Annotated in this window: 18 protein-coding genes; 14 read left to right on the top strand and 4 right to left on the bottom strand. The window is 41.5% G+C overall.

The features are described 5' to 3' along the window. Window positions 1-194: 194 nt before the first annotated feature. From ACYP5M_RS25055 to ACYP5M_RS25045, 3 genes are all read left to right on the top strand, one after another. A complete protein-coding gene (locus ACYP5M_RS25055; protein WP_459735671.1) occupies window positions 195-677 on the top strand; it encodes a DinB family protein in 483 nt (160 codons plus the stop codon). A gap of 69 nt (window positions 678-746) precedes the next feature. After that, window positions 747-1,286 carry a M15 family metallopeptidase gene (locus tag ACYP5M_RS25050; RefSeq protein ID WP_402941549.1) on the top strand — a complete coding sequence of 180 codons (540 nt, stop codon included), beginning with the start codon at window positions 747-749 and terminating at the stop codon, window positions 1,284-1,286. A gap of 130 nt (window positions 1,287-1,416) precedes the next feature. Next, on the top strand, window positions 1,417-1,959 hold the full coding sequence (locus ACYP5M_RS25045; protein WP_459735670.1) for an acyl-CoA thioesterase: 543 nt from the start codon (window positions 1,417-1,419) through the stop codon (window positions 1,957-1,959). A gap of 204 nt (window positions 1,960-2,163) precedes the next feature. Here the strand turns inward: ACYP5M_RS25045 and ACYP5M_RS25040 are convergent, their stop codons facing one another. Continuing rightward, entirely contained in the window at window positions 2,164-2,799 is a 636-nt protein-coding gene (locus ACYP5M_RS25040) for a Bax inhibitor-1/YccA family protein (RefSeq protein WP_434168968.1), read from the bottom strand. A gap of 493 nt (window positions 2,800-3,292) precedes the next feature. Here ACYP5M_RS25040 and ACYP5M_RS25035 point away from each other — a divergent pair, with 493 nt between their 5' ends. The 8 genes from ACYP5M_RS25035 to ACYP5M_RS25000 all read left to right on the top strand — a co-directional run bounded on the left by ACYP5M_RS25035 (window position 3,293) and on the right by ACYP5M_RS25000 (window position 10,516). Next, window positions 3,293-4,318 (top strand): ABC transporter ATP-binding protein, encoded by a 1,026-nt coding sequence (locus ACYP5M_RS25035; RefSeq protein WP_101224463.1) that lies wholly within the window; start codon window positions 3,293-3,295, stop codon window positions 4,316-4,318. After that, window positions 4,296-5,222 (top strand): ABC transporter ATP-binding protein, encoded by a 927-nt coding sequence (locus ACYP5M_RS25030; RefSeq protein WP_459735669.1) that lies wholly within the window; start codon window positions 4,296-4,298, stop codon window positions 5,220-5,222. The genes ACYP5M_RS25035 and ACYP5M_RS25030 overlap by 23 nt, the downstream gene beginning before the upstream one ends. A 15-nt stretch (window positions 5,223-5,237) precedes the next feature. Beyond that, window positions 5,238-6,203 (top strand): oligopeptide ABC transporter permease, encoded by a 966-nt coding sequence (gene opp4B / locus ACYP5M_RS25025; RefSeq protein ID WP_459735668.1) that lies wholly within the window; start codon window positions 5,238-5,240, stop codon window positions 6,201-6,203. A 21-nt stretch (window positions 6,204-6,224) separates the two neighbouring features. Then, window positions 6,225-7,124, top strand: a complete 900-nt coding sequence (locus ACYP5M_RS25020) for an ABC transporter permease (protein ID WP_402942924.1) — start codon at window positions 6,225-6,227, stop codon at window positions 7,122-7,124. 19 nt (window positions 7,125-7,143) lie between these two features. Further along, a complete protein-coding gene (gene opp4A / locus ACYP5M_RS25015) occupies window positions 7,144-8,907 on the top strand; it encodes an oligopeptide ABC transporter substrate-binding protein (protein WP_402941557.1) in 1,764 nt (587 codons plus the stop codon). A 109-nt stretch (window positions 8,908-9,016) separates the two neighbouring features. After that, complete coding sequence (locus ACYP5M_RS25010; RefSeq protein ID WP_034314269.1) at window positions 9,017-9,205, top strand: hypothetical protein; 189 nt, start codon at window positions 9,017-9,019, stop codon at window positions 9,203-9,205. Window positions 9,206-9,236: 31 nt separating this feature from the next. Next, complete coding sequence (locus tag ACYP5M_RS25005; RefSeq protein ID WP_348964387.1) at window positions 9,237-9,374, top strand: hypothetical protein; 138 nt, start codon at window positions 9,237-9,239, stop codon at window positions 9,372-9,374. Between the two features lie 95 nt (window positions 9,375-9,469). Continuing rightward, window positions 9,470-10,516 carry a M42 family metallopeptidase gene (locus tag ACYP5M_RS25000; RefSeq protein WP_101224468.1) on the top strand — a complete coding sequence of 349 codons (1,047 nt, stop codon included), beginning with the start codon at window positions 9,470-9,472 and terminating at the stop codon, window positions 10,514-10,516. A gap of 178 nt (window positions 10,517-10,694) precedes the next feature. Here ACYP5M_RS25000 and ACYP5M_RS24995 read toward each other — a convergent pair whose 3' ends face one another. Then, window positions 10,695-11,117 (bottom strand): pyridoxamine 5'-phosphate oxidase family protein, encoded by a 423-nt coding sequence (locus tag ACYP5M_RS24995; protein WP_230177645.1) that lies wholly within the window; start codon window positions 11,115-11,117, stop codon window positions 10,695-10,697. Window positions 11,118-11,301: 184 nt separating this feature from the next. Here ACYP5M_RS24995 and ACYP5M_RS24990 point away from each other — a divergent pair, with 184 nt between their 5' ends. Both ACYP5M_RS24990 and cphA read left to right on the top strand, forming a co-directional pair. Next, complete coding sequence (locus tag ACYP5M_RS24990; RefSeq protein ID WP_459735667.1) at window positions 11,302-12,117, top strand: cyanophycinase; 816 nt, start codon at window positions 11,302-11,304, stop codon at window positions 12,115-12,117. Continuing rightward, entirely contained in the window at window positions 12,114-14,735 is a 2,622-nt protein-coding gene (gene cphA / locus ACYP5M_RS24985) for a cyanophycin synthetase (RefSeq protein WP_459735666.1), read from the top strand. The genes ACYP5M_RS24990 and cphA overlap by 4 nt, the downstream gene beginning before the upstream one ends. A gap of 96 nt (window positions 14,736-14,831) precedes the next feature. Here the strand turns inward: cphA and yidC are convergent, their stop codons facing one another. Then, on the bottom strand, window positions 14,832-15,617 hold the full coding sequence (gene yidC / locus ACYP5M_RS24980; protein ID WP_232782986.1) for a membrane protein insertase YidC: 786 nt from the start codon (window positions 15,615-15,617) through the stop codon (window positions 14,832-14,834). A 28-nt stretch (window positions 15,618-15,645) separates the two neighbouring features. After that, window positions 15,646-15,933, bottom strand: coding sequence for a hypothetical protein (locus tag ACYP5M_RS24975; RefSeq protein WP_101224472.1), 288 nt, complete (start codon window positions 15,931-15,933; stop codon window positions 15,646-15,648). A 305-nt stretch (window positions 15,934-16,238) separates the two neighbouring features. Between ACYP5M_RS24975 and ACYP5M_RS24970 the strand changes: the two genes are divergently transcribed. Beyond that, entirely contained in the window at window positions 16,239-16,691 is a 453-nt protein-coding gene (locus ACYP5M_RS24970; RefSeq protein WP_459735665.1) for a hypothetical protein, read from the top strand. Window positions 16,692-17,539: the final 848 nt, after the last annotated feature.

Here is a 17,539-nt window from a genome sequence, read left to right as displayed (position 1 = left end):
CCTATTTAGACTATCTATGATGAATTTTGAAAGTCATTTGAATTTTACCTTAATGACTATGATAGAGCTTTTCAAAAAATAGACAACTTTTAATCGGTTCGTTTGTGTCAAAAAGTATTATTATTTTACACATTCCTATATGAAATGGAATAATTAAAGGAGATTAGCGAGGCTTATAAGAGGAGATGCTAAAAATGAATGAAAATGAAAAAATCAGGGAAGAGCTTTTAAATGCGGTCAATGGACTATCGGATGAACAGCTGAACGCCCATCCTGAACCTGGACGATGGAGCATCATCCAGGTATTGGATCATTTATATTTAATGGAGAGGGCCATAACAAAGAGCATATCCGATAAATTGAAAAGCAACGATAGCATTCCTGTTGTGGATAAACCGATCGAGCTTACTTTAAATCGTGAAGTGAAGGTCCAGGCGCCGCCATTTGTCATTCCGTCAGAATCATACCAAACTTTGAGTGAAGTTAAGGAAAAGTTGTCCGAATCCCGAAAAGCTTTTGTACAGGTCGTTGACCATGCAAAGGAAATTGATCTGGAACAAAAGTCATTACCACATCCTTTGTTTAAAGATTTAAGCTTGAAGCAATGGATCCCGTTCGTGGGACTTCATGAAAAACGGCATTTATTGCAAATTGAAGAATTGAAAGCAAAGTTATAGAAGAAACTCATCCGTCTTTGGTTGAGTTTTTCACTTTCAGACAGATATTCGTAAAGGAAGGATTTTTCAGTGAAAGCCACTTGGGTAAGGACATTTTTGGTATTGGGCTTTTTAGGATTGTTACTGGGGCTCTTGTTCAAGTATATGCTTCCTCCTGATCTGGATGAAATCGAACTGACTGACGAGCTGAATCCGATCGTCGCCGAAAAAAAGGACGAGCTCATTCAATTGGCTAATGACAAAGGCATCCCGGTTATCATTACGGCGGGGTTCCGGTCTTTAGCCGAGCAAAATGAACTCTATGAAAAGGGCAGATCAGACTCGGGCAACATCGTAACGAATGCAAGAGGTGGCGAATCGCTGCATAATTTCGGTTTGGCGATAGATTTTGCCCTCCTTAACAAACAAGGCGAGGCCATTTGGGATATGAGTTATGACGGCAACGATAATGGAAAGTCGGATTGGATGGAAGTCGTAACCATCGCTAAAGGGTTAGGTTTCGATTGGGGAGGGGATTGGGCAGGGTTCAAGGATTATCCGCATTTACAAATGACATTTGGCTTAAGCCTGCGTGAGCTGCAGCAAGGCAAGCAGCCAAAAGGGCAGTGAAAGCGGTTGGCTTCATTATAAGCCGCATAATTTTGACTAATAGCAGGAAAATAAGCATGTGAATTGCTTTACAGGTAAGAATTCGATAAAGTGGACTAGTGAGAATCAGACATAAAGGAGTGCAGTCACCATGGAAGAAACAAAAAATTGCCGGGACTCTTTGGTCATAAAAACAAGCCTTGTCCTCCCGCCGGATACAAATAATATTGGTACGATGTTCGGAGGCAAATTAATGGCATACATTGATGATGTAGCGGCTATATCAGCCATGCGTCATGCTCGAAGCAACGTCGTTACTGCATCAACTGATTCTGTCGATTTCCTGCACCCTATTCACGAAGGAAATGCAGTTTGCCTTGAAAGCTTCGTGACGTATACGGGCAGAACATCAATGGAAATCATCGTAAAGGTGGTTGGAGAGGATTTAGTTACAGGAGCCCGGAATTTATGTGTTATTTCATTCTTGACATTTGTTGCCATTAATGAAGAAGGTAAACCAATTCCGGTTCCGCGTTTAGTTCCTGAAACAGAGATGGAAATGAATTTAAATGAATCAGCAAAACAACGGGCCCAAATTAGGAAAAAACGAAGGGAAGATACACAGTTCATTGCAAGCACTTTCGGTGTGAAACTGCCATGGACCGATCAATCAAATCCAGGATTATATAAATAAGATACGCATCCCTTCTGCCGTTCTTATTAATGATTGAGACCAAATTCATTGTGATTTGGTATTTTATTCATTGCCAGGAGTTTTGGGGAAATCACTACTACCATCTTACAGCTTAACTGTATGGGAAAGAAATGTGAAAAGACGCTTGGATAAGTCCAAGCGTCTTTCTTTTGTTATCTTGTTAGGATTTATACTATTAGCACTTTAGTCATCGCTTGCTAAAATACCAAAGAAGCGCAAGATGTTAATGAATAGGTTAATGAAATCAAGATATAGATTCAAGGCCATGAGCGGTACTTCTTCGGCTGTTACCCCGTAATGCTTCATACGATTGAAATCATATAAAATATAACCACTGAAAACTAAAATCCCGATAAAGGAAAAGACCAGCATGGCTGTAGAGCTTAATGGAGAGAAAATGTTGAAAATGCTAATGACAACTAAAGCTAGCAAGGCAGCAAATAACATTCCTCCCAAGAAAGAAAGGTCCCTTTTGGTGGTTGTGGCATAAATCGCCAGCCCTCCAAATACGACTGTCGTCGTAACACCTGCCAGGATCACCACATTTGCCCCTGCAGCAGCTAGGTAGTGTGCGATGATCGGATAGGTCGTAATTCCAGAAATCAACGTGAAACTATACAAAAATGTGTAGCCGATGGCTTTTTTCTTCCGCAATATAAATGCTCCAATCAACATGGCGATCTCAAGTATCGCTAACGGAAGAAACAACGATGGCGGTACAAGAGTGCCGAGAGCCATCCCTAAAACGGAAACGGCAAGTGATAAAGCGAACGTCCGCATGACCGACGGCATATAAGTTTGTACAGTTTGTGAATACATTCAATCACCTCATCATTTATTTTCTACCGTTTTCTACGAATCTGTTTTAAAAAGGTTTCATTGCATTACATCAAAATTTGGTGTTTTTTTAAAAGTAATGAAATATATATGAAGTAATTACCTTTTTTATGATATTCTTACAAATATACTAATTTTTCTGAAATATTAAAATACTTCTATCGGAACCATTCCGCAGTACGTAAAAAGACAAGGTCAATACATGGGCATAATCTTTAAAAAAGATATCTTGAAATAATAAATTCAAAATTATTGATTCTATATATTTAATCGGACTTCAAAACTTTACTGTATAACAGTTATAAAGGAAATGATTTTTTATTGCAGAAAATTATTCCTAAAGTTATAAAAAATGAAAAAAATGTGATTATTTTCTATAAAAACTATTGTATAAATGTAAAAAATTGATTAAAATTCTAACTAATTATCAGAAGATTAATTATTTTCCCGATAAAATAGTTTAGGGGGAGCAAGGATGAAGAAAGCTATTTTACAAATAGAGAACCTAACTACCTCATTTCGAATCGGTAGCAAATATCATGCAGCGGTGGATGATGTTTCGTTTACGGTGAATGAAAATGAAATTGTAGCAGTTGTTGGAGAATCAGGTTGTGGAAAGAGTGCCTTGGCCTTATCTATCATGCAATTACATAATAAGCAGAGAACGAAATCCGAAGGAAATATCAATTATAAAGGTCAAAATCTACTAAAGTTGAATGATGTGCAAATGAATAAAGTCCGTGGTAAGGAATTGGGTATGATATTTCAGGAACCATTAACGGCTTTGAACCCGCTCATGACCATAGGAAAACAGATCGAGGAGAATCTTGATTACCATACTGAACTCTCCAGTGCTGAAAAAAAGAATAGGACGATTGAACTTTTGACACAAGTGGGAATTCCATATCCTGAACGGACGTACAAGCAATATCCGCATGAGCTCTCGGGCGGAATGCGGCAAAGGGCAATGATATCGATTGCCATTGCTTGCAACCCTGCACTGGTAATTGCAGATGAACCCACGACGGCACTCGATGTTACGATTCAAGCACAAATACTTGATCTGCTGAAGGATATCCAAAGCAGGACAAAAATGGGTATCATCTTAATTACACATGATCTGAGCGTCGTAGCAGAGGTCGCTGACAGGATCGTTGTCATGTATGCAGGTCAGGTAGTGGAAACGGGAAGTGTTAAAGAGATATTCAACAATCCGCTGCATCCATATACAAGGTCGTTATTAAATTCGATTCCTTCGGCTGCAAACGAGAAAAATCGTTTGCACGTTATCGAGGGAATCGTTCCATCGATAGCGAAAATGGATCGGATAGGATGTCGCTTCCAAGATAGGATTCCTTGGATACCTAAGCATGCGCATGAAGAGACACCCCGGCTTCACGAAGTGGGCAACGATCATTTTGTGCGCTGTACGTGCTATAAAGAATTTTATTTTCAAGCTGAAGGAGATGCATCGGCCCATGACATTACTCAAATTAGATAATCTGAAAGTGCATTTTCCAATAAGGGGCGGTTTTTTCAGAAGGGTGGTTGATCACGTAAAGGCCGTGGACGGTGTTTCCTTTGAGTTACAGCAAGGGGAAACATATGGTTTGGTCGGGGAATCCGGAAGCGGCAAGTCCACGACAGGCAAGGCAGTGGTCAAGCTGAATAATGTCACATCCGGACAAATCCTGTTTGAAGGCAGGGATTTAGCATCTTTAAGTAGAAAAGAAATTAAACCATTTAGAAAAGATATCCAAATGATTTTCCAAGACCCGTATTCATCATTGAATCCCAAGAAGAGGGTACTGGACATCATTGCCGAACCGCTGAGGAACTTTGAACGGTTATCACCTTCAGAGGAAAAGAAAATCGTCCAGGACTTCTTGGATAAAGTCGGACTCAGTCCGGAGTCGATTCACAAGTATCCTCATGAATTTTCAGGGGGGCAGCGCCAGCGTATTGGGATTGCCAGGTCTTTGACATTGAAACCTAAACTGATCATTGCGGATGAACCGGTGTCAGCACTGGATGTTTCCGTTCAGGCACAGGTATTGAATTTCCTTCAGGATCTCCAACAGGAGTTCAATTTGACTTATTTATTTGTCGGTCATGACTTAGGTGTAATCCGGCATATGTGTGACCGGATGGGAGTTATGTATCGCGGTAGATTGGTAGAGGAAGGCAAAAGCGAGGAAATCTATGAAAATCCGCAACATATATACACGAAGCGCCTGATTGCCGCCATTCCGGATTTAGAGCCGGAAGTTCGCGAAGATAAAGTGCAGCTTAGAAAAAAACTCACCTCGGAATATGAGTCTACCTACTCAAAATATTTCGATGAGGATGGACGTGCCTACGATTTGAAGCCAATCTCATCGACACATAGAGTCGCATTACAATAAGGAGGTGTAAGGAATATGTGGAAGTTTATCCTAAGGCGTTTATTAGTTATGATCCCGCAGCTCTTTTTATTGAGCATCATCGTTTTCATGATGGCAAAAGCAATGCCGGGAGATGCACTGTCAGGTCAGGAAATCAATCCTAGGGCCAACCCGGCCGAGCTTGATAGGATCAGGGAAGAACTGGGTTTGAATGACCCTTGGTACCAACAATATATAAGGTGGGCATCCAATGCAGTACAGGGGGATTTCGGTATTTCCTATACACATAAGACGCCCGTCATGGATGTTATAGAAGACAGGCTTTGGAACACGGTGTTCCTGGCGTTGGTCACGCTTATCTTTACATATATGCTTGCGATTCCATTAGGCATACTTAGTGGAAGGTATAACGATACCTGGGTGGATAAAACCGTTACGGGTTATAGCTATGTAGGATTTGGCACGCCGATTTTCATTTTTGCTTTAATCATGTTATTCATTTTCGGATTTGCCCTGGATTGGTTCCCGTCTGGCGGCAGTGTCGATTCAAAAGTGGATGAAGGAACATTTGCCTATGTTGTAAGCAAGATCACTCATTTGATTTTACCAGCTTTAAGTACAGCTTTAATTGCAACAACAAGTACGATCCAATATTTGCGAAATGAAATCATCGATAATAAAATCAAGGATTTCGTAAGGACTGCTCGTTCGAAGGGAGTGCCTGAATCAAAAGTATATTCACGGCATATCCTGAGAAATTCCTTTTTACCGATAGCGGCATTCTTAGGTTATGAAATTACCGGATTGATCGGCGGCGCGGTCATAATCGAGACCATTTTCAGTTATCCGGGTCTGGGGCAGCTTTTCCTTAGTTCAGTCAGCCTGCGGGATTTCAGCGTTGTCACGGCCATCGTCATGATGACGGGATTTGCCACTCTGCTTGGCACTCTTCTTTCGGACATCATACTTAGTGCGGTCGATCCGCGCATACGGATAGAATAGGAGCGGGGTGAGCGTATGGAAATGAAAGTAGAAACGGGAAAGAACATACAAGTGAAAGATGTGAGCCCTTCAGGAATCAAAATCATCTGGCAGGAAATCAAAAAGGATAAGCTTGCCATGGGCTCATTGATCATATTAGCAGCCATATTGATTTTTGTTTACGGTGCGTCGTTCTTCATGGACGCCAAGGAAATAGCCAAGGTCGATTTTCTCTCCATTTATATGGAACCATCTTCAGACTATTGGCTTGGAACCGATTATGGCGGCCGGGACGTATTCGGACAACTGATAATAGGTACCAGAAATTCATTCACGATCAGTTTATTCATTACATTATTCACGGCTATCATCGGTTTATCATTAGGGCTTCTGGCTGGCTACTTCGGCGGGGCAACCGATAATGTGATCATGCGCGTTATCGATTTCGTGATTGCACTGCCGCAATTGATGTTCATCATCGTTGTAGTCACGATTGTACCGATCTTCAATGTATATGTTTTCATTTTAATCATGACGATGTTTTTATGGACAGGCAAGGCCAGGCTGATTCGTTCAAAGGCTTTGTCAGAGCGTGAGCTGGATTATATCCACGCCTCACAGACACTCGGGACGCCACATTGGAAAATCATCCTGTTTCAGCTTCTGCCCAATGTCAGTTCACTGATCATCGTTAACTTCATTTTGAATCTTGCTGGCAATATTGGCTTAGAATCCAGTTTGACTTTCTTAGGGTTCGGTCTTCCGGAGAGCACACCGAGTTTAGGTACGCTCATCAGTTATGCTCGTAATCCAGATGTTCTGGAAAACAAGTGGTGGATATGGGTACCCGCATCACTCATGATTTTAGTGTTGATGCTGAGTATAAATTTCGTTGGTCAAGCGTTAAAACGCGCAGCCGATGCTAGACAAAGAAGAGCATAAAAAAAGGGGAGTGTATGATATGAAAATCAAAAGCTACAGTAAGGTATTAAGTGCATTGGCCATTTCGTCTCTACTGCTTGCTGCATGTTCGGATGATACGGAGAAATCGTCAACGAAAGAGAAAAAAGGGAAAGATGTCGAACAGGTCGATACCTCTAAATTCCCGACAAAGACGACGAATCAAGGAGAGCCGATTAAAGGTGGCCATTTGACATATGGTTTGGTATCCGATACCCCGTTTGAAGGGATATTAAACAAGGTTTTCTATCAAGGCGAACCCGATAACCAAGTTATCACATTCTTTGATGAGGATTTATTGGATACAGACGAAAACTATGTATATACAAATGAAGGTGCCGCTTCCTATGAGATTTCAGATGATCATAAAACGGTCACGCTGACGATTAAGGATAATGTAAAATGGCATGATGGCAAACCAGTGACAGGCGCTGATTTAGAATATGCATACCTTGTCATGGGAAGCAAGGATTACAAGGGTGTACGCTATGATGAACAAATGGCTTTAATTGAGGGTATGGAAGAGTATCATGAAGGGAAAGCGGACAAGATTTCAGGCATTAAAGTCGACGACAAGAAAATCACTTTCACTTTCAAAAAAGCGAATCCCTCCGTCACGACTGGATTATGGACATACCCGCTTCATAAAGAATACTTAAAAGATGTTCCGATTGCAGAGTTGGAATCTTCGGATAAGATCCGTAAAAACCCGATTGGTTTTGGACCATTCAAAGTGAAGAAAATCGTTCAAGGGGAAGCGGTCGAATTCGAAGCTAATAAAGATTATTACCGCGGTGAACCTAAATTGGACAGTGTCACATTAAAAGTCGTGAATCCGTCCGTTGTCGTCAAGTCACTTGAAAACGGTGATCTCGATGTAGCGGAGGTCCTGGCTGAGCAATATGATCAGGCCAAGGAATTGGATAATGTCGAATTATTGGGGAAAGTTGAATTAGCCTATACCTATATTGGTTTCAACTTCGGTCATTATGATAAGGAAAAAGAAGAAAACGTTATGGATGAGAACCCGAAATTCGGTGACAAACGCCTTCGTCAGGCGATGGCTTATGCCATCAATAATGAAGAAGTTGGCGAAAAGATGTTCAAGGGCCTTCGCTTCCCTGCCAACTCTGTCATTACACCGAACTTTAAATATAACAATAAAGATGTAAAACCATATGAATATAATCCTGAAAAAGCTAAAAAACTTTTGGATGAAGCAGGATTTGTAGATACGAATAATGATGGCATTCGTGAAGATGCAGACGGAAAAGAGTTCAAGATCAACTTTGCTTCCATGAGCGGTTCCGATGTTTCTGAGCCACTAGCAAGATATTATATCCAACAATGGGAACAAGTTGGTTTGGACGTAGAATTGCAGGATGGAAGGCTGCATGAGTTCAATTCATTCTACGACCTGCTGAAAAAGGATAATGATAAAGTGGATATTTATCAAGCTGCATGGGGTGTCGCTTCCGATCCGGATCCATCAGGAATATGGTCCAGATCTGCAGAATTTAACTATACCCGCTGGGTGAGTGAAAAAAATGATGAGCTTCTTGCTAAAGGGATTTCAGAGGAAGCCTTCGATGATCAATATCGAATCGATACGTATAATGAGTGGCAGGAATTGATCCATGAAGAGGTTCCGGTCATTCCGACATTATTCCGTTATCAATTGGCGGGAGTGAATGAACGTGTGACAGGTTATGATTATCTCGCTGGCCGCCAATATCAGTGGCATAATGTCGGGGTAACGAAATAATTTAATTGATGACAATCGGCTGCCTTTATGGGCGGTCGATTTTTTTGCGTTTCAATGTAGAGGATAAAGGTTATATAGATAATAGTAAGTAATTGGAAGGGTGATATTGATGGAAGTGAGAAATCCTAATGAAACAAAGAGAGAGTTAGAAATATTGTTTACTGAATCGGTTGGCCGTTTACTGAAACCTCTCGAAGAGGAAATCATTGCAGACATTGTAGCCTATCCAGACGAAAAGAGAATTGCCTTCTTGGAATATATGAAGGAAATGTCCAACAAACAAAGACAGTTGAAGTAAGTTGAACTTTCATCATGAAGGAGGTTTTTTTATGAGGAACGAAGATATGGACAGATACAAAGTATGGCGCGATAAGTGGAAAAGAAGAGTGAATATGGAGAACTTAGCGTTATATGGAATTTCAACATTAGTTATGGCCATGTTGCCTGTCCTGGCTTTTATGAGTTAAATCGATTAAAGGACCGCCTTTTGGCGGTCTTTAAATATGTTAAAAGTTGCCATGAAAAGATATAATGAAGCAAGAGGAAAGGAGAGATGATACGCATGAGTGTGATCGAAGAAAAAGAAATTGTATCTTACATAAAAGAATTGGTGTCCATACCCAGCCCCTCCGGCTATACAGAGCAAGCCATTAAATACGCGGCTGATTTCATGGAGCAGAGGAAGGTTCCTTACAAGATCACGAATAAAGGGGCATTGCTTGCTTCATTGAAAGGCGAAAATGATGGCAAACATCGTTTGCTGACTGCCCATGTCGATACACTGGGGGCCATGGTAAAGGAAATCAAGGCGAATGGCCGCCTTAAATTGACAATGATCGGCGGTTTCCGCTGGAACTCAGTGGAAGGGGAGTATTGTAAAATCCATACAGCTGACGGAACCATTATCACCGGGACCATTTTAATCAATCAGACCTCTGTCCACGTATATAAAAATGCCGGCGATGCCAAGCGTGATGATGAGACAATTGAGGTCCGGATAGATGCTGTCGTGAAGACAAAAGCGGAAACAGAGGCCATTGGCATTTCTGTTGGAGATTTTGTCTCCTTTGAACCAAGAGTGGAAGTGACGGATACAGGCTTTTTGAAATCAAGGCATTTGGATGATAAAGCTAGCGTTGGCATCCTCCTTCATATCATTGACCTCATTTCCGCAGGAAAAATAAAATTGGCATATACGACCCATTTCCTGATTTCCAACAATGAAGAAATCGGCTATGGCGGAAATTCCAATATCCCTGAGAAAACAGTCGAATATCTAGCAGTCGATATGGGCGCGATCGGCGATGGACAATCTACGGATGAATTCAGCGTATCCATTTGCGCAAAAGACTCCTCAGGTCCATATCATTATAAACTGCGTCAGCATTTAGTTTCACTTGCCCAAGCAAATGCCGTCGACTACCGCGTCGATATTTATCCATATTATGGGTCGGACGCTTCCGCTGCAATCCGGGCAGGATATGATGTCGTACATGGTCTGATCGGACCGGGAATCGATGCCTCACATGCCTTCGAGCGGACACATGTTTCTTCATTAAAGCATACAGCCAATCTGATTTTGCACTATATCCAATCAGAGCTGGTGTAATCGTGAAAAAAGCCCGCACTCATGTGCGGGCTTTTAACTGTTTTATAGCGCTATTTTTAATATAGTACTGTGTTAGTGAAATGCACGTGAATTTCGGTCATTTACTCGTAATTTGGAGTAATACTCGTGAATTTCGATCAAATACTCGTCAATTGGCGTAAGTACAAAAAATAAAGATTTACAATGATAATTCTTGTGGAGGTTCACCGTTGTTGTTCATCAACCGGATGCTTTCCGGCTTAATTTGCAGGATTAAATAATTCGGATCTTTCGGACCTTCGAACCAATCTTCAAAGGATTCATTCCATAATTTATCCTTCAGTTCCTGCGAATCGTTTATTTTCGAGGTACCTGAGATTTCCAGGTAAGAATCGCCCAATCCTTTATTATCATAGCCGATCAGGATATGAACATTAGGATTCTTTTCAATTTCATCAATTTTTTCCGTCTTTCCACTCGTTGGTGTGTATAAAGTTAAATCATCGTTAAAGAATGTCATATAGCGTGAATGTGGTTTGTTGTTTTCAACTGAAGATAAAACTCCTATTTTATGATCACGGATGATGTTCAATACTTTTTCTTTAATTTGGTTTTCGCTCATTTTTGCACACTCCTTTTATTTTTTTACTCTATTACTTTTCCTCTCTTTTCATTAAGTTAAACAAAATTCTACAGTTTCCCATTTTTATGAATGAAGATTGATAGAAGTTGCCATACTAGTCATTATGTGTTCTATTTTGAGCAATTTCATGATGTTAATCCATTTGTAAAGGTGAGTATGATGAATGAATTGTGGTGAATTACTTATCATTGGCGGGGCAGAGGATAAGTGCCTTGAAGGTGAAGTATTAAATAAATTTGTCGAGCTTGCAACCCGTAATAGGGATGGCGGAATAGGAATATTGCCTACAGCGAGTGAAATTCCTGAGGAAGTGAGTACAGAGTATATCAAGATTTTCAGGGATTTAGGCGTGGGCAGGGTGGAAGTGATCAAGTTGGATTCAAGGCAGGATGCAGATGACCCAGCAATTTGTGAACAGCTGACATCTTTTTCCGCCGTTTTCATTTCAGGGGGAAACCAAAGCCGATTGTTTGAGCTGATTGGAAAAACCAAATTCCACGATGCCCTTTCTAAAGCCTGGCATAAAGGAATGGTGATAGCAGGGACAAGTGCTGGTGCTTCCATTTTAGGTAAGCATATGATCATTGCTGCTGACACGATGCTGAATGACAATAAGTTAAAGGTTGAGATTGGGATAGGTTTCGGCTTCCTTGACGATTTGATAATCGATCAACATTTTTCCCAGCGTGGCCGATTTGACCGCCTGTTAAGTGCGATAGCAGGGAAAAAGGAAATTATGGGTATTGGCATTGATGAAAATACAGCAATTTTAGTTAAAGACGGTCATTTTGAAGTAGTTGGCCAACATCAAGTATTGGTGCTTGATGGCAGCACAAGTGACTATATCAATATCACATCTTCTGATAATGGCAGTGAAGAGTTGACCCTTTCGGGATTTAACCTACATGCACTAACCAGAGGATACCGTTTTGATCTGCTTGCAAGGAAATTGTTGATGAAAAAGGGGATCCAACAATGATAATCAATCGAGTCCGTTATTTAAAAGGACCTAATTATTTTGCTTATACACCGACGATTTGCATTGAATTGGATATAGGGGAACTGGAACAGAAACCATCTGATTCAATACCTGGATTCAATGAAAAATTGTTAAAGGCACTCCCGAACCTGGGAAGCCATACATGTTCAAAAGGGTATCGAGGCGGTTTCGCCGAAAGGCTGAGGAAAGGAACATGGATGGGACATATATTGGAGCATATGACGATTGAGCTTCAAAACCTGGCCGGAATCGAAGCCATTCGTGGAAAAACGATAATGATGGAAAAGAAGGGCCTCTATTATGTGACCTTTGACTATCAGGAGCCTCACTCAGGTCTTCAAGCTTTTTTAGCAGCAAAAGATATAGCGGAAGCCATCCTGAATGGTGAAAAGCATATAAATGTACAATCTTATGTAAAACAAATAGAGCAGTTATATTATAAAAATAAACTGGGGCCAAGTACCGAAGCCATTTTTAAAGCAGCACAAGCAAAAGGTATCCCTGTCGAGCGAATGGGTGATGAAAGCTTACTACGTTTAGGAACCGGTACAAGGCAGAAGTATGTCCAGGCGACAATTTCCAGCCAGACTTCGAATATTGCCGTTGAGAATTCATGTGACAAATCATTGACCAAATCAATTTTAAGAGGGTGTGGACTCCCTGTACCTGAAGGGGAAGTTGCCCATTCCATCGAAGATATCTTTGCCTCGGCGGACAGGCTGGGTTTTCCGCTGGTCATTAAACCGTACAATGGGAGGCAGGGGCAGGGCGTCATCACCCATATCAAAAATAAGGATGAACTATTCAATGTAATCAATTGTTTGGAGTCGCATGTGGAGAAGTACATAGTCGAACGGCATATTGAAGGACATGATTATCGGTTACTGATAGTCAACGGTGAACTTATAGCCGCTAGTTTGAGGCTTCCTCCCTTTGTTATTGGCAACGGTAAGGAATCGATACGTAAATTGATAGAAAAGGAAAATTGTAATGATTTGCGGGGAGAAGGACATGAGAAGCCAATGTCAAAGATCCCGCTTACACATACCGTGACGTGTTATTTGGAAAAATCGAATCGGACGCTCGATACCATTCCGAATCAAGGGGAATTGGTTCAAGTTGTCGGCAATGCAAATCTTTCGACTGGTGGAAAGGCAATCGATGTAACGGATCAGGTTCATCCCACCATTAAAAATATGTCGGTTGCTGCCGCGAAAGCGGTTGGTCTGGATATAGCCGGAATCGATTTTATCTGTGAGGATATATCCAAACCAATCGAGCATTCACGGACTGCGATTATTGAAGTGAATGCTGCTCCGGGAATTCGAATGCATCATTATCCGAGCGAAGGGAAAAAAAGGGATGTAGGCAAGGCCATTGTCGATTATTTATTTCCGACTCGGGAAGAGGCAGCTATACCGATCATCGCAGTGACCGGAACAAATGGAAAGACGACAACGACCCGATTGGTTCATTATTTTCTTTCTAATGAAAATACAAAGGTGGGTATGACGAATTCAGATGGAGTATATATCGGCGATGAGGTAATGGATCAGGGTGACTGCAGTGGCCCGGTCAGTGCAAGAATGGTATTGGCCCATCCTGAAGTTGATGTAGCCGTATTGGAAACGGCCCGGGGAGGGATTCTTCGTGAAGGTCTTGCTTTTCGTAAATGTGATGTGGGGATCATTACCAATGTAAGTGAGGATCACCTCGGCCATGATGGAATCGATACATTGGATGATCTCATTAAATTAAAGAGGCTGGTAGCCGAAGTCGTAATGAAAACAGGCTATTGTGTGCTGAATGCAGATGATCCGAATGTAGCAGCCATGAACGCTCATACAGATGGAGAGGTCATTTACACCTCTACTGATGCCACCCAGCCTCACGTGAAGGCTGCGATAAATGGGGGATGTAAAGTTTGGTACGTCAATGAACAAGGTGTAATCTGTCATTCATCTGATGGTGTCATCCGACAGTTTATGGATTGCACCAAGATTCCAATAACGATTTCCGGCATGGCACGTCATAATATCGCCAATTTACTTCAAGCGTTAGCCGCAGCCGAGACTCAAGGTATTTCAATGGAAGAACTACGAAGGAAGGCTGCCACATTTATGCCTGATACGAATTTGTCCAAAGGACGTTTCAATTTAAAAAAGTTGAAAGAGCGCACGATCATCATCGACTATGCCCATAATGAAGCAGGATTGAAGGCCATCTTCGAAACGGTCAGTGCCTATAACAAAAATCGTCTTATCACTGTTTTGGCAGGACCTGGGGACCGTATTGATGAAGAGCTAATCAGGCTCTCCAAGGAGGCGGCCATGAATTCTGATCTATTCATCATTAAAGAAGACGATGATTTGCGGGGCAGGGAGCCGTTCGAAGTAGCCAGACTGCTTCAGGAAGCTGCCGTAGAAGCAGGGTTACAAAAAGATCGGACCTTAATCGAACCTAATGAATTGGACGCATTCGTAAAAGCGTGGGAAACATCACAACCGGGTGACCTATTATTGTTCTTTTACACGGATTTCGAATATGTAGAGAAGTTTTTCGAAAAGGTATCAACAAATCCATTGCCGAAGAAATAAAATAGTGAATTTCGCCCTGAAAATCCACTTTCCATCAAGGCTAGCAATTACTCGCGAAAATTTAACTTTATGAAAAAAAAAGCTAATCCAATTGGACTAGCTTTTTTTCATAACCGTTTCATTTGCAGCCGGAACAACGGCATGGTCTTTTTTATATATTCGCTGAAGCACGATGGACTGAACAATCATGAAAATACCTCCGATTGACCAGTATAACGGCAAAGCAGCAGGAGCGGAGAAAGAAATGAATAAAATCATTGCTGGTGAGAGCAGGCTCATCATCTTCATTTGTTTCTGCTGTTCCTCCGGCATTTGTCTCATGGAAATGACCGATTGGAAGTAATAAATGACACCAGCAATAATCGCCATGGCAATATTCGGCTGACCAAGGCTGTACCAAAGGAAACTATGGGTCGCAATTTCATGTGAGCCTTGGATCGCATAATAAAAGCCCATTAGAATCGGCATTTGAATTAAGAGCGGCAAACAGCCCATGTTTAAAGGATTGACTCCATGCTTTTGGTAAAGCTGCATCATTTCCTGTTGAAGGGCCTTTTGTTTAGCTGGATCTTTCGTCTCTTTGATTTTCTGCTGGATTGCAGTCATTTCTGGTTTCAGCCCATTCATCTTCGTTTTCATGCTAAGCTGTGTTTTATATTGCTTGGCAGTCAGTGGAAGCAAGACAAGGCGAATCAAAAATGTCATCATGATGATGCTTAAACCATAGTTGCCATTAAATAAATCAGCATTAAATTCCAACATTTTTGTCATAGGGTTAACCAAAGCGGTATGAAATGGACCGCTCGTTGCTGCTGAGCATCCTGTCAATAGGGTCGTTGCCAGAAATAGTACTGCAATTAGAAACATGTTTTTCTTCTTCAATATAATTTCCTCCTCAAATTGTTAGTGGTTAAACAAAGAGAAGGAGGCTTGGCTCATCGGAATCATCTGGTGAATCCTTTTGCCGGATAAATGTGAAGAAGCGCTGTGCACCGCGCCAGTCAAAAATGCTGCCCGCATGAACGGGGGATTTACTTTTATCTGTATGAACGGAAGCTTGATATTTGTCGTTCAAGAGCGATTGCTTTTTATTTAAGAAGTAAAACGCAGCCAGTGGAAAGACAAAGGTAAATAAGTAACCTGCCCATACCGCATGGCGAACGGTCTGATAATCGAATTCTAATAATAATTCCCACATAGGAATCCCTCGTTTTTTCTAAGATAAGAAAATTTGGCCTCCCACAATGATTCAGGGCCTGAAATGACTTTTGACATTATTGAGTTTAAATCATTAAGAACACTATATCAAATTCTAGTGCAAGAAAGCTAAAAAATACAGGGATTTTTTCAAAAAATAAACAGGGAATATTTTCTGACGCATTATTTTCCGTTTAAAGATTCGATAGAACCACAAAGTAGAGACAGTAATTAGGAATGAAAATGCACATATGGCCGTTCGTCTACATACGGATAAAAGAAAGTTCAATTATGAGGTGAAAAAGTATGAATCCATACAATTCATTCTATCAACACCATAACGGTACTGAAAATATCTATCAAAATGCACATCTCCGAAACATGGATAATGATTTCTTGGCGATTCCATATCCAAAACAGATAATGGATGTAAGGACTCCTCCTGGCCCGCCTGGCCCGTCCTATGGGGACCATCCGCCGCCGCGGCCGCCAAACGGAGGAGGTCCGCCTCATATAGCTCCGCCATTATTCACTCCACAACTTCACGATGGAATGTCTAAGGCAATGGACACTGATTCAATGAAAGGGTGTTTATACAAACATACGTATGTTTGGCTTAAAAATGGCCGCTCATTTTGGTTTTACCCCACATATGTCGGCTATAATTCCGTGGCAGGTTATCGATGGAGACGAAGTCAACAGCGATGGGCATATTATGGAACGGACGCGCATGAGATACAATTCTTTCATTGTTATTAAAATAACAATCCGCATTAGCGGATTGTTCAGTTGTGGACAAAAGGGGGTCGAATAAAATGGGTGTGGGTCGAATAAATGCGTGGATGACCGAATAAAGTGGGTCGAATAAAATGATGAACGGTCGAATAAAGTGGGGGGTAGGTCGAATAAAATGGGTGAACGGTCGAATAAAGTGCGGTGTAGGTCGAATAAAATGGTGAACGGTCGAATAAAGTGGGGTGTAGGTCGAATAAAATGCGTGAAGGGCCGAAAAAAGTGTGGTGTGGGTCGAATAAAATGGGTGAACGGTCGAATAAAGTGGGGTGTAGGTCGAATAAAATGGTGAACGGTCGAATAAAGTGGGGTGTAGGTCGAATAAAATGGGTGAACGGTCTAATAAAGTGCGGTGTAGGTCGAATAAATGCGTGAACGGTCGAATAAAGTGGGGTGTAGGTCGAATAAACGCGTGAAGGGCCGAAAAAAGTGTGGTGTGGGTCGAATAAAATGATGAACGGTCGAATAAAGTGGGGGGTAGGTCGAATAAAATGGGTGAACGGTCGAATAAAGTGCGGTGTAGGTCGAATAAAATGGTGAACGGTCGAATAAAGTGGGGTGTAGGTCGAATAAAATGCGTGAAGGGCCGAAAAAAGTGTGGTGTGGGTCGAATAAAATGGGTGAACGGTCGAATAAAGTGGGGTGTAGGTCGAATAAAATGGTGAACGGTCGAATAAAGTGGGGTGTGGGTCGAATAAAGTGTGATGTGGGTCGAATAAAGTGTGGGTCGAATAAAATGGTGAACGGTCGAATAAAGTGGGGTGTAGGTCGAATAAAATGGTGAACGGTCGAATAAAGTGGGGTGTAGGTCGAAT

The sequence above is a fragment of the Peribacillus sp. N1 genome, assembly GCF_054600815.1.
Note: the sequence above shows the minus strand (reverse complement) of the source record. Positions and strands in the feature narration are given on the sequence as shown.

Excerpts from the sequence above, each read along its gene's own strand:
- ACYP5M_RS25055 (WP_459735671.1), top strand. The coding sequence starts at position 195 with ATGAATGAAAATGAAAAAATCAGGGAAGAGCTTTTAAATGCGGTCAAT.
- ACYP5M_RS25045 (WP_459735670.1), top strand. The coding sequence starts at position 1,417 with ATGGAAGAAACAAAAAATTGCCGGGACTCTTTGGTCATAAAAACAAGC.
- ACYP5M_RS25040 (WP_434168968.1), bottom strand. The coding sequence starts at position 2,799 with ATGTATTCACAAACTGTACAAACTTATATGCCGTCGGTCATGCGGACG.
- ACYP5M_RS25035 (WP_101224463.1), top strand. The coding sequence starts at position 3,293 with ATGAAGAAAGCTATTTTACAAATAGAGAACCTAACTACCTCATTTCGA.
- ACYP5M_RS25030 (WP_459735669.1), top strand. The coding sequence starts at position 4,296 with ATGACATTACTCAAATTAGATAATCTGAAAGTGCATTTTCCAATAAGG.
- opp4B (WP_459735668.1), top strand. The coding sequence starts at position 5,238 with ATGTGGAAGTTTATCCTAAGGCGTTTATTAGTTATGATCCCGCAGCTC.
- ACYP5M_RS25020 (WP_402942924.1), top strand. The coding sequence starts at position 6,225 with ATGAAAGTAGAAACGGGAAAGAACATACAAGTGAAAGATGTGAGCCCT.
- opp4A (WP_402941557.1), top strand. The coding sequence starts at position 7,144 with ATGAAAATCAAAAGCTACAGTAAGGTATTAAGTGCATTGGCCATTTCG.
- ACYP5M_RS25010 (WP_034314269.1), top strand. The coding sequence starts at position 9,017 with ATGGAAGTGAGAAATCCTAATGAAACAAAGAGAGAGTTAGAAATATTG.
- ACYP5M_RS25005 (WP_348964387.1), top strand. The coding sequence starts at position 9,237 with ATGAGGAACGAAGATATGGACAGATACAAAGTATGGCGCGATAAGTGG.
- ACYP5M_RS25000 (WP_101224468.1), top strand. The coding sequence starts at position 9,470 with ATGAGTGTGATCGAAGAAAAAGAAATTGTATCTTACATAAAAGAATTG.
- ACYP5M_RS24995 (WP_230177645.1), bottom strand. The coding sequence starts at position 11,117 with ATGAGCGAAAACCAAATTAAAGAAAAAGTATTGAACATCATCCGTGAT.
- ACYP5M_RS24990 (WP_459735667.1), top strand. The coding sequence starts at position 11,302 with ATGAATTGTGGTGAATTACTTATCATTGGCGGGGCAGAGGATAAGTGC.
- cphA (WP_459735666.1), top strand. The coding sequence starts at position 12,114 with ATGATAATCAATCGAGTCCGTTATTTAAAAGGACCTAATTATTTTGCT.
- ACYP5M_RS24975 (WP_101224472.1), bottom strand. The coding sequence starts at position 15,933 with ATGTGGGAATTATTATTAGAATTCGATTATCAGACCGTTCGCCATGCG.
- ACYP5M_RS24970 (WP_459735665.1), top strand. The coding sequence starts at position 16,239 with ATGAATCCATACAATTCATTCTATCAACACCATAACGGTACTGAAAAT.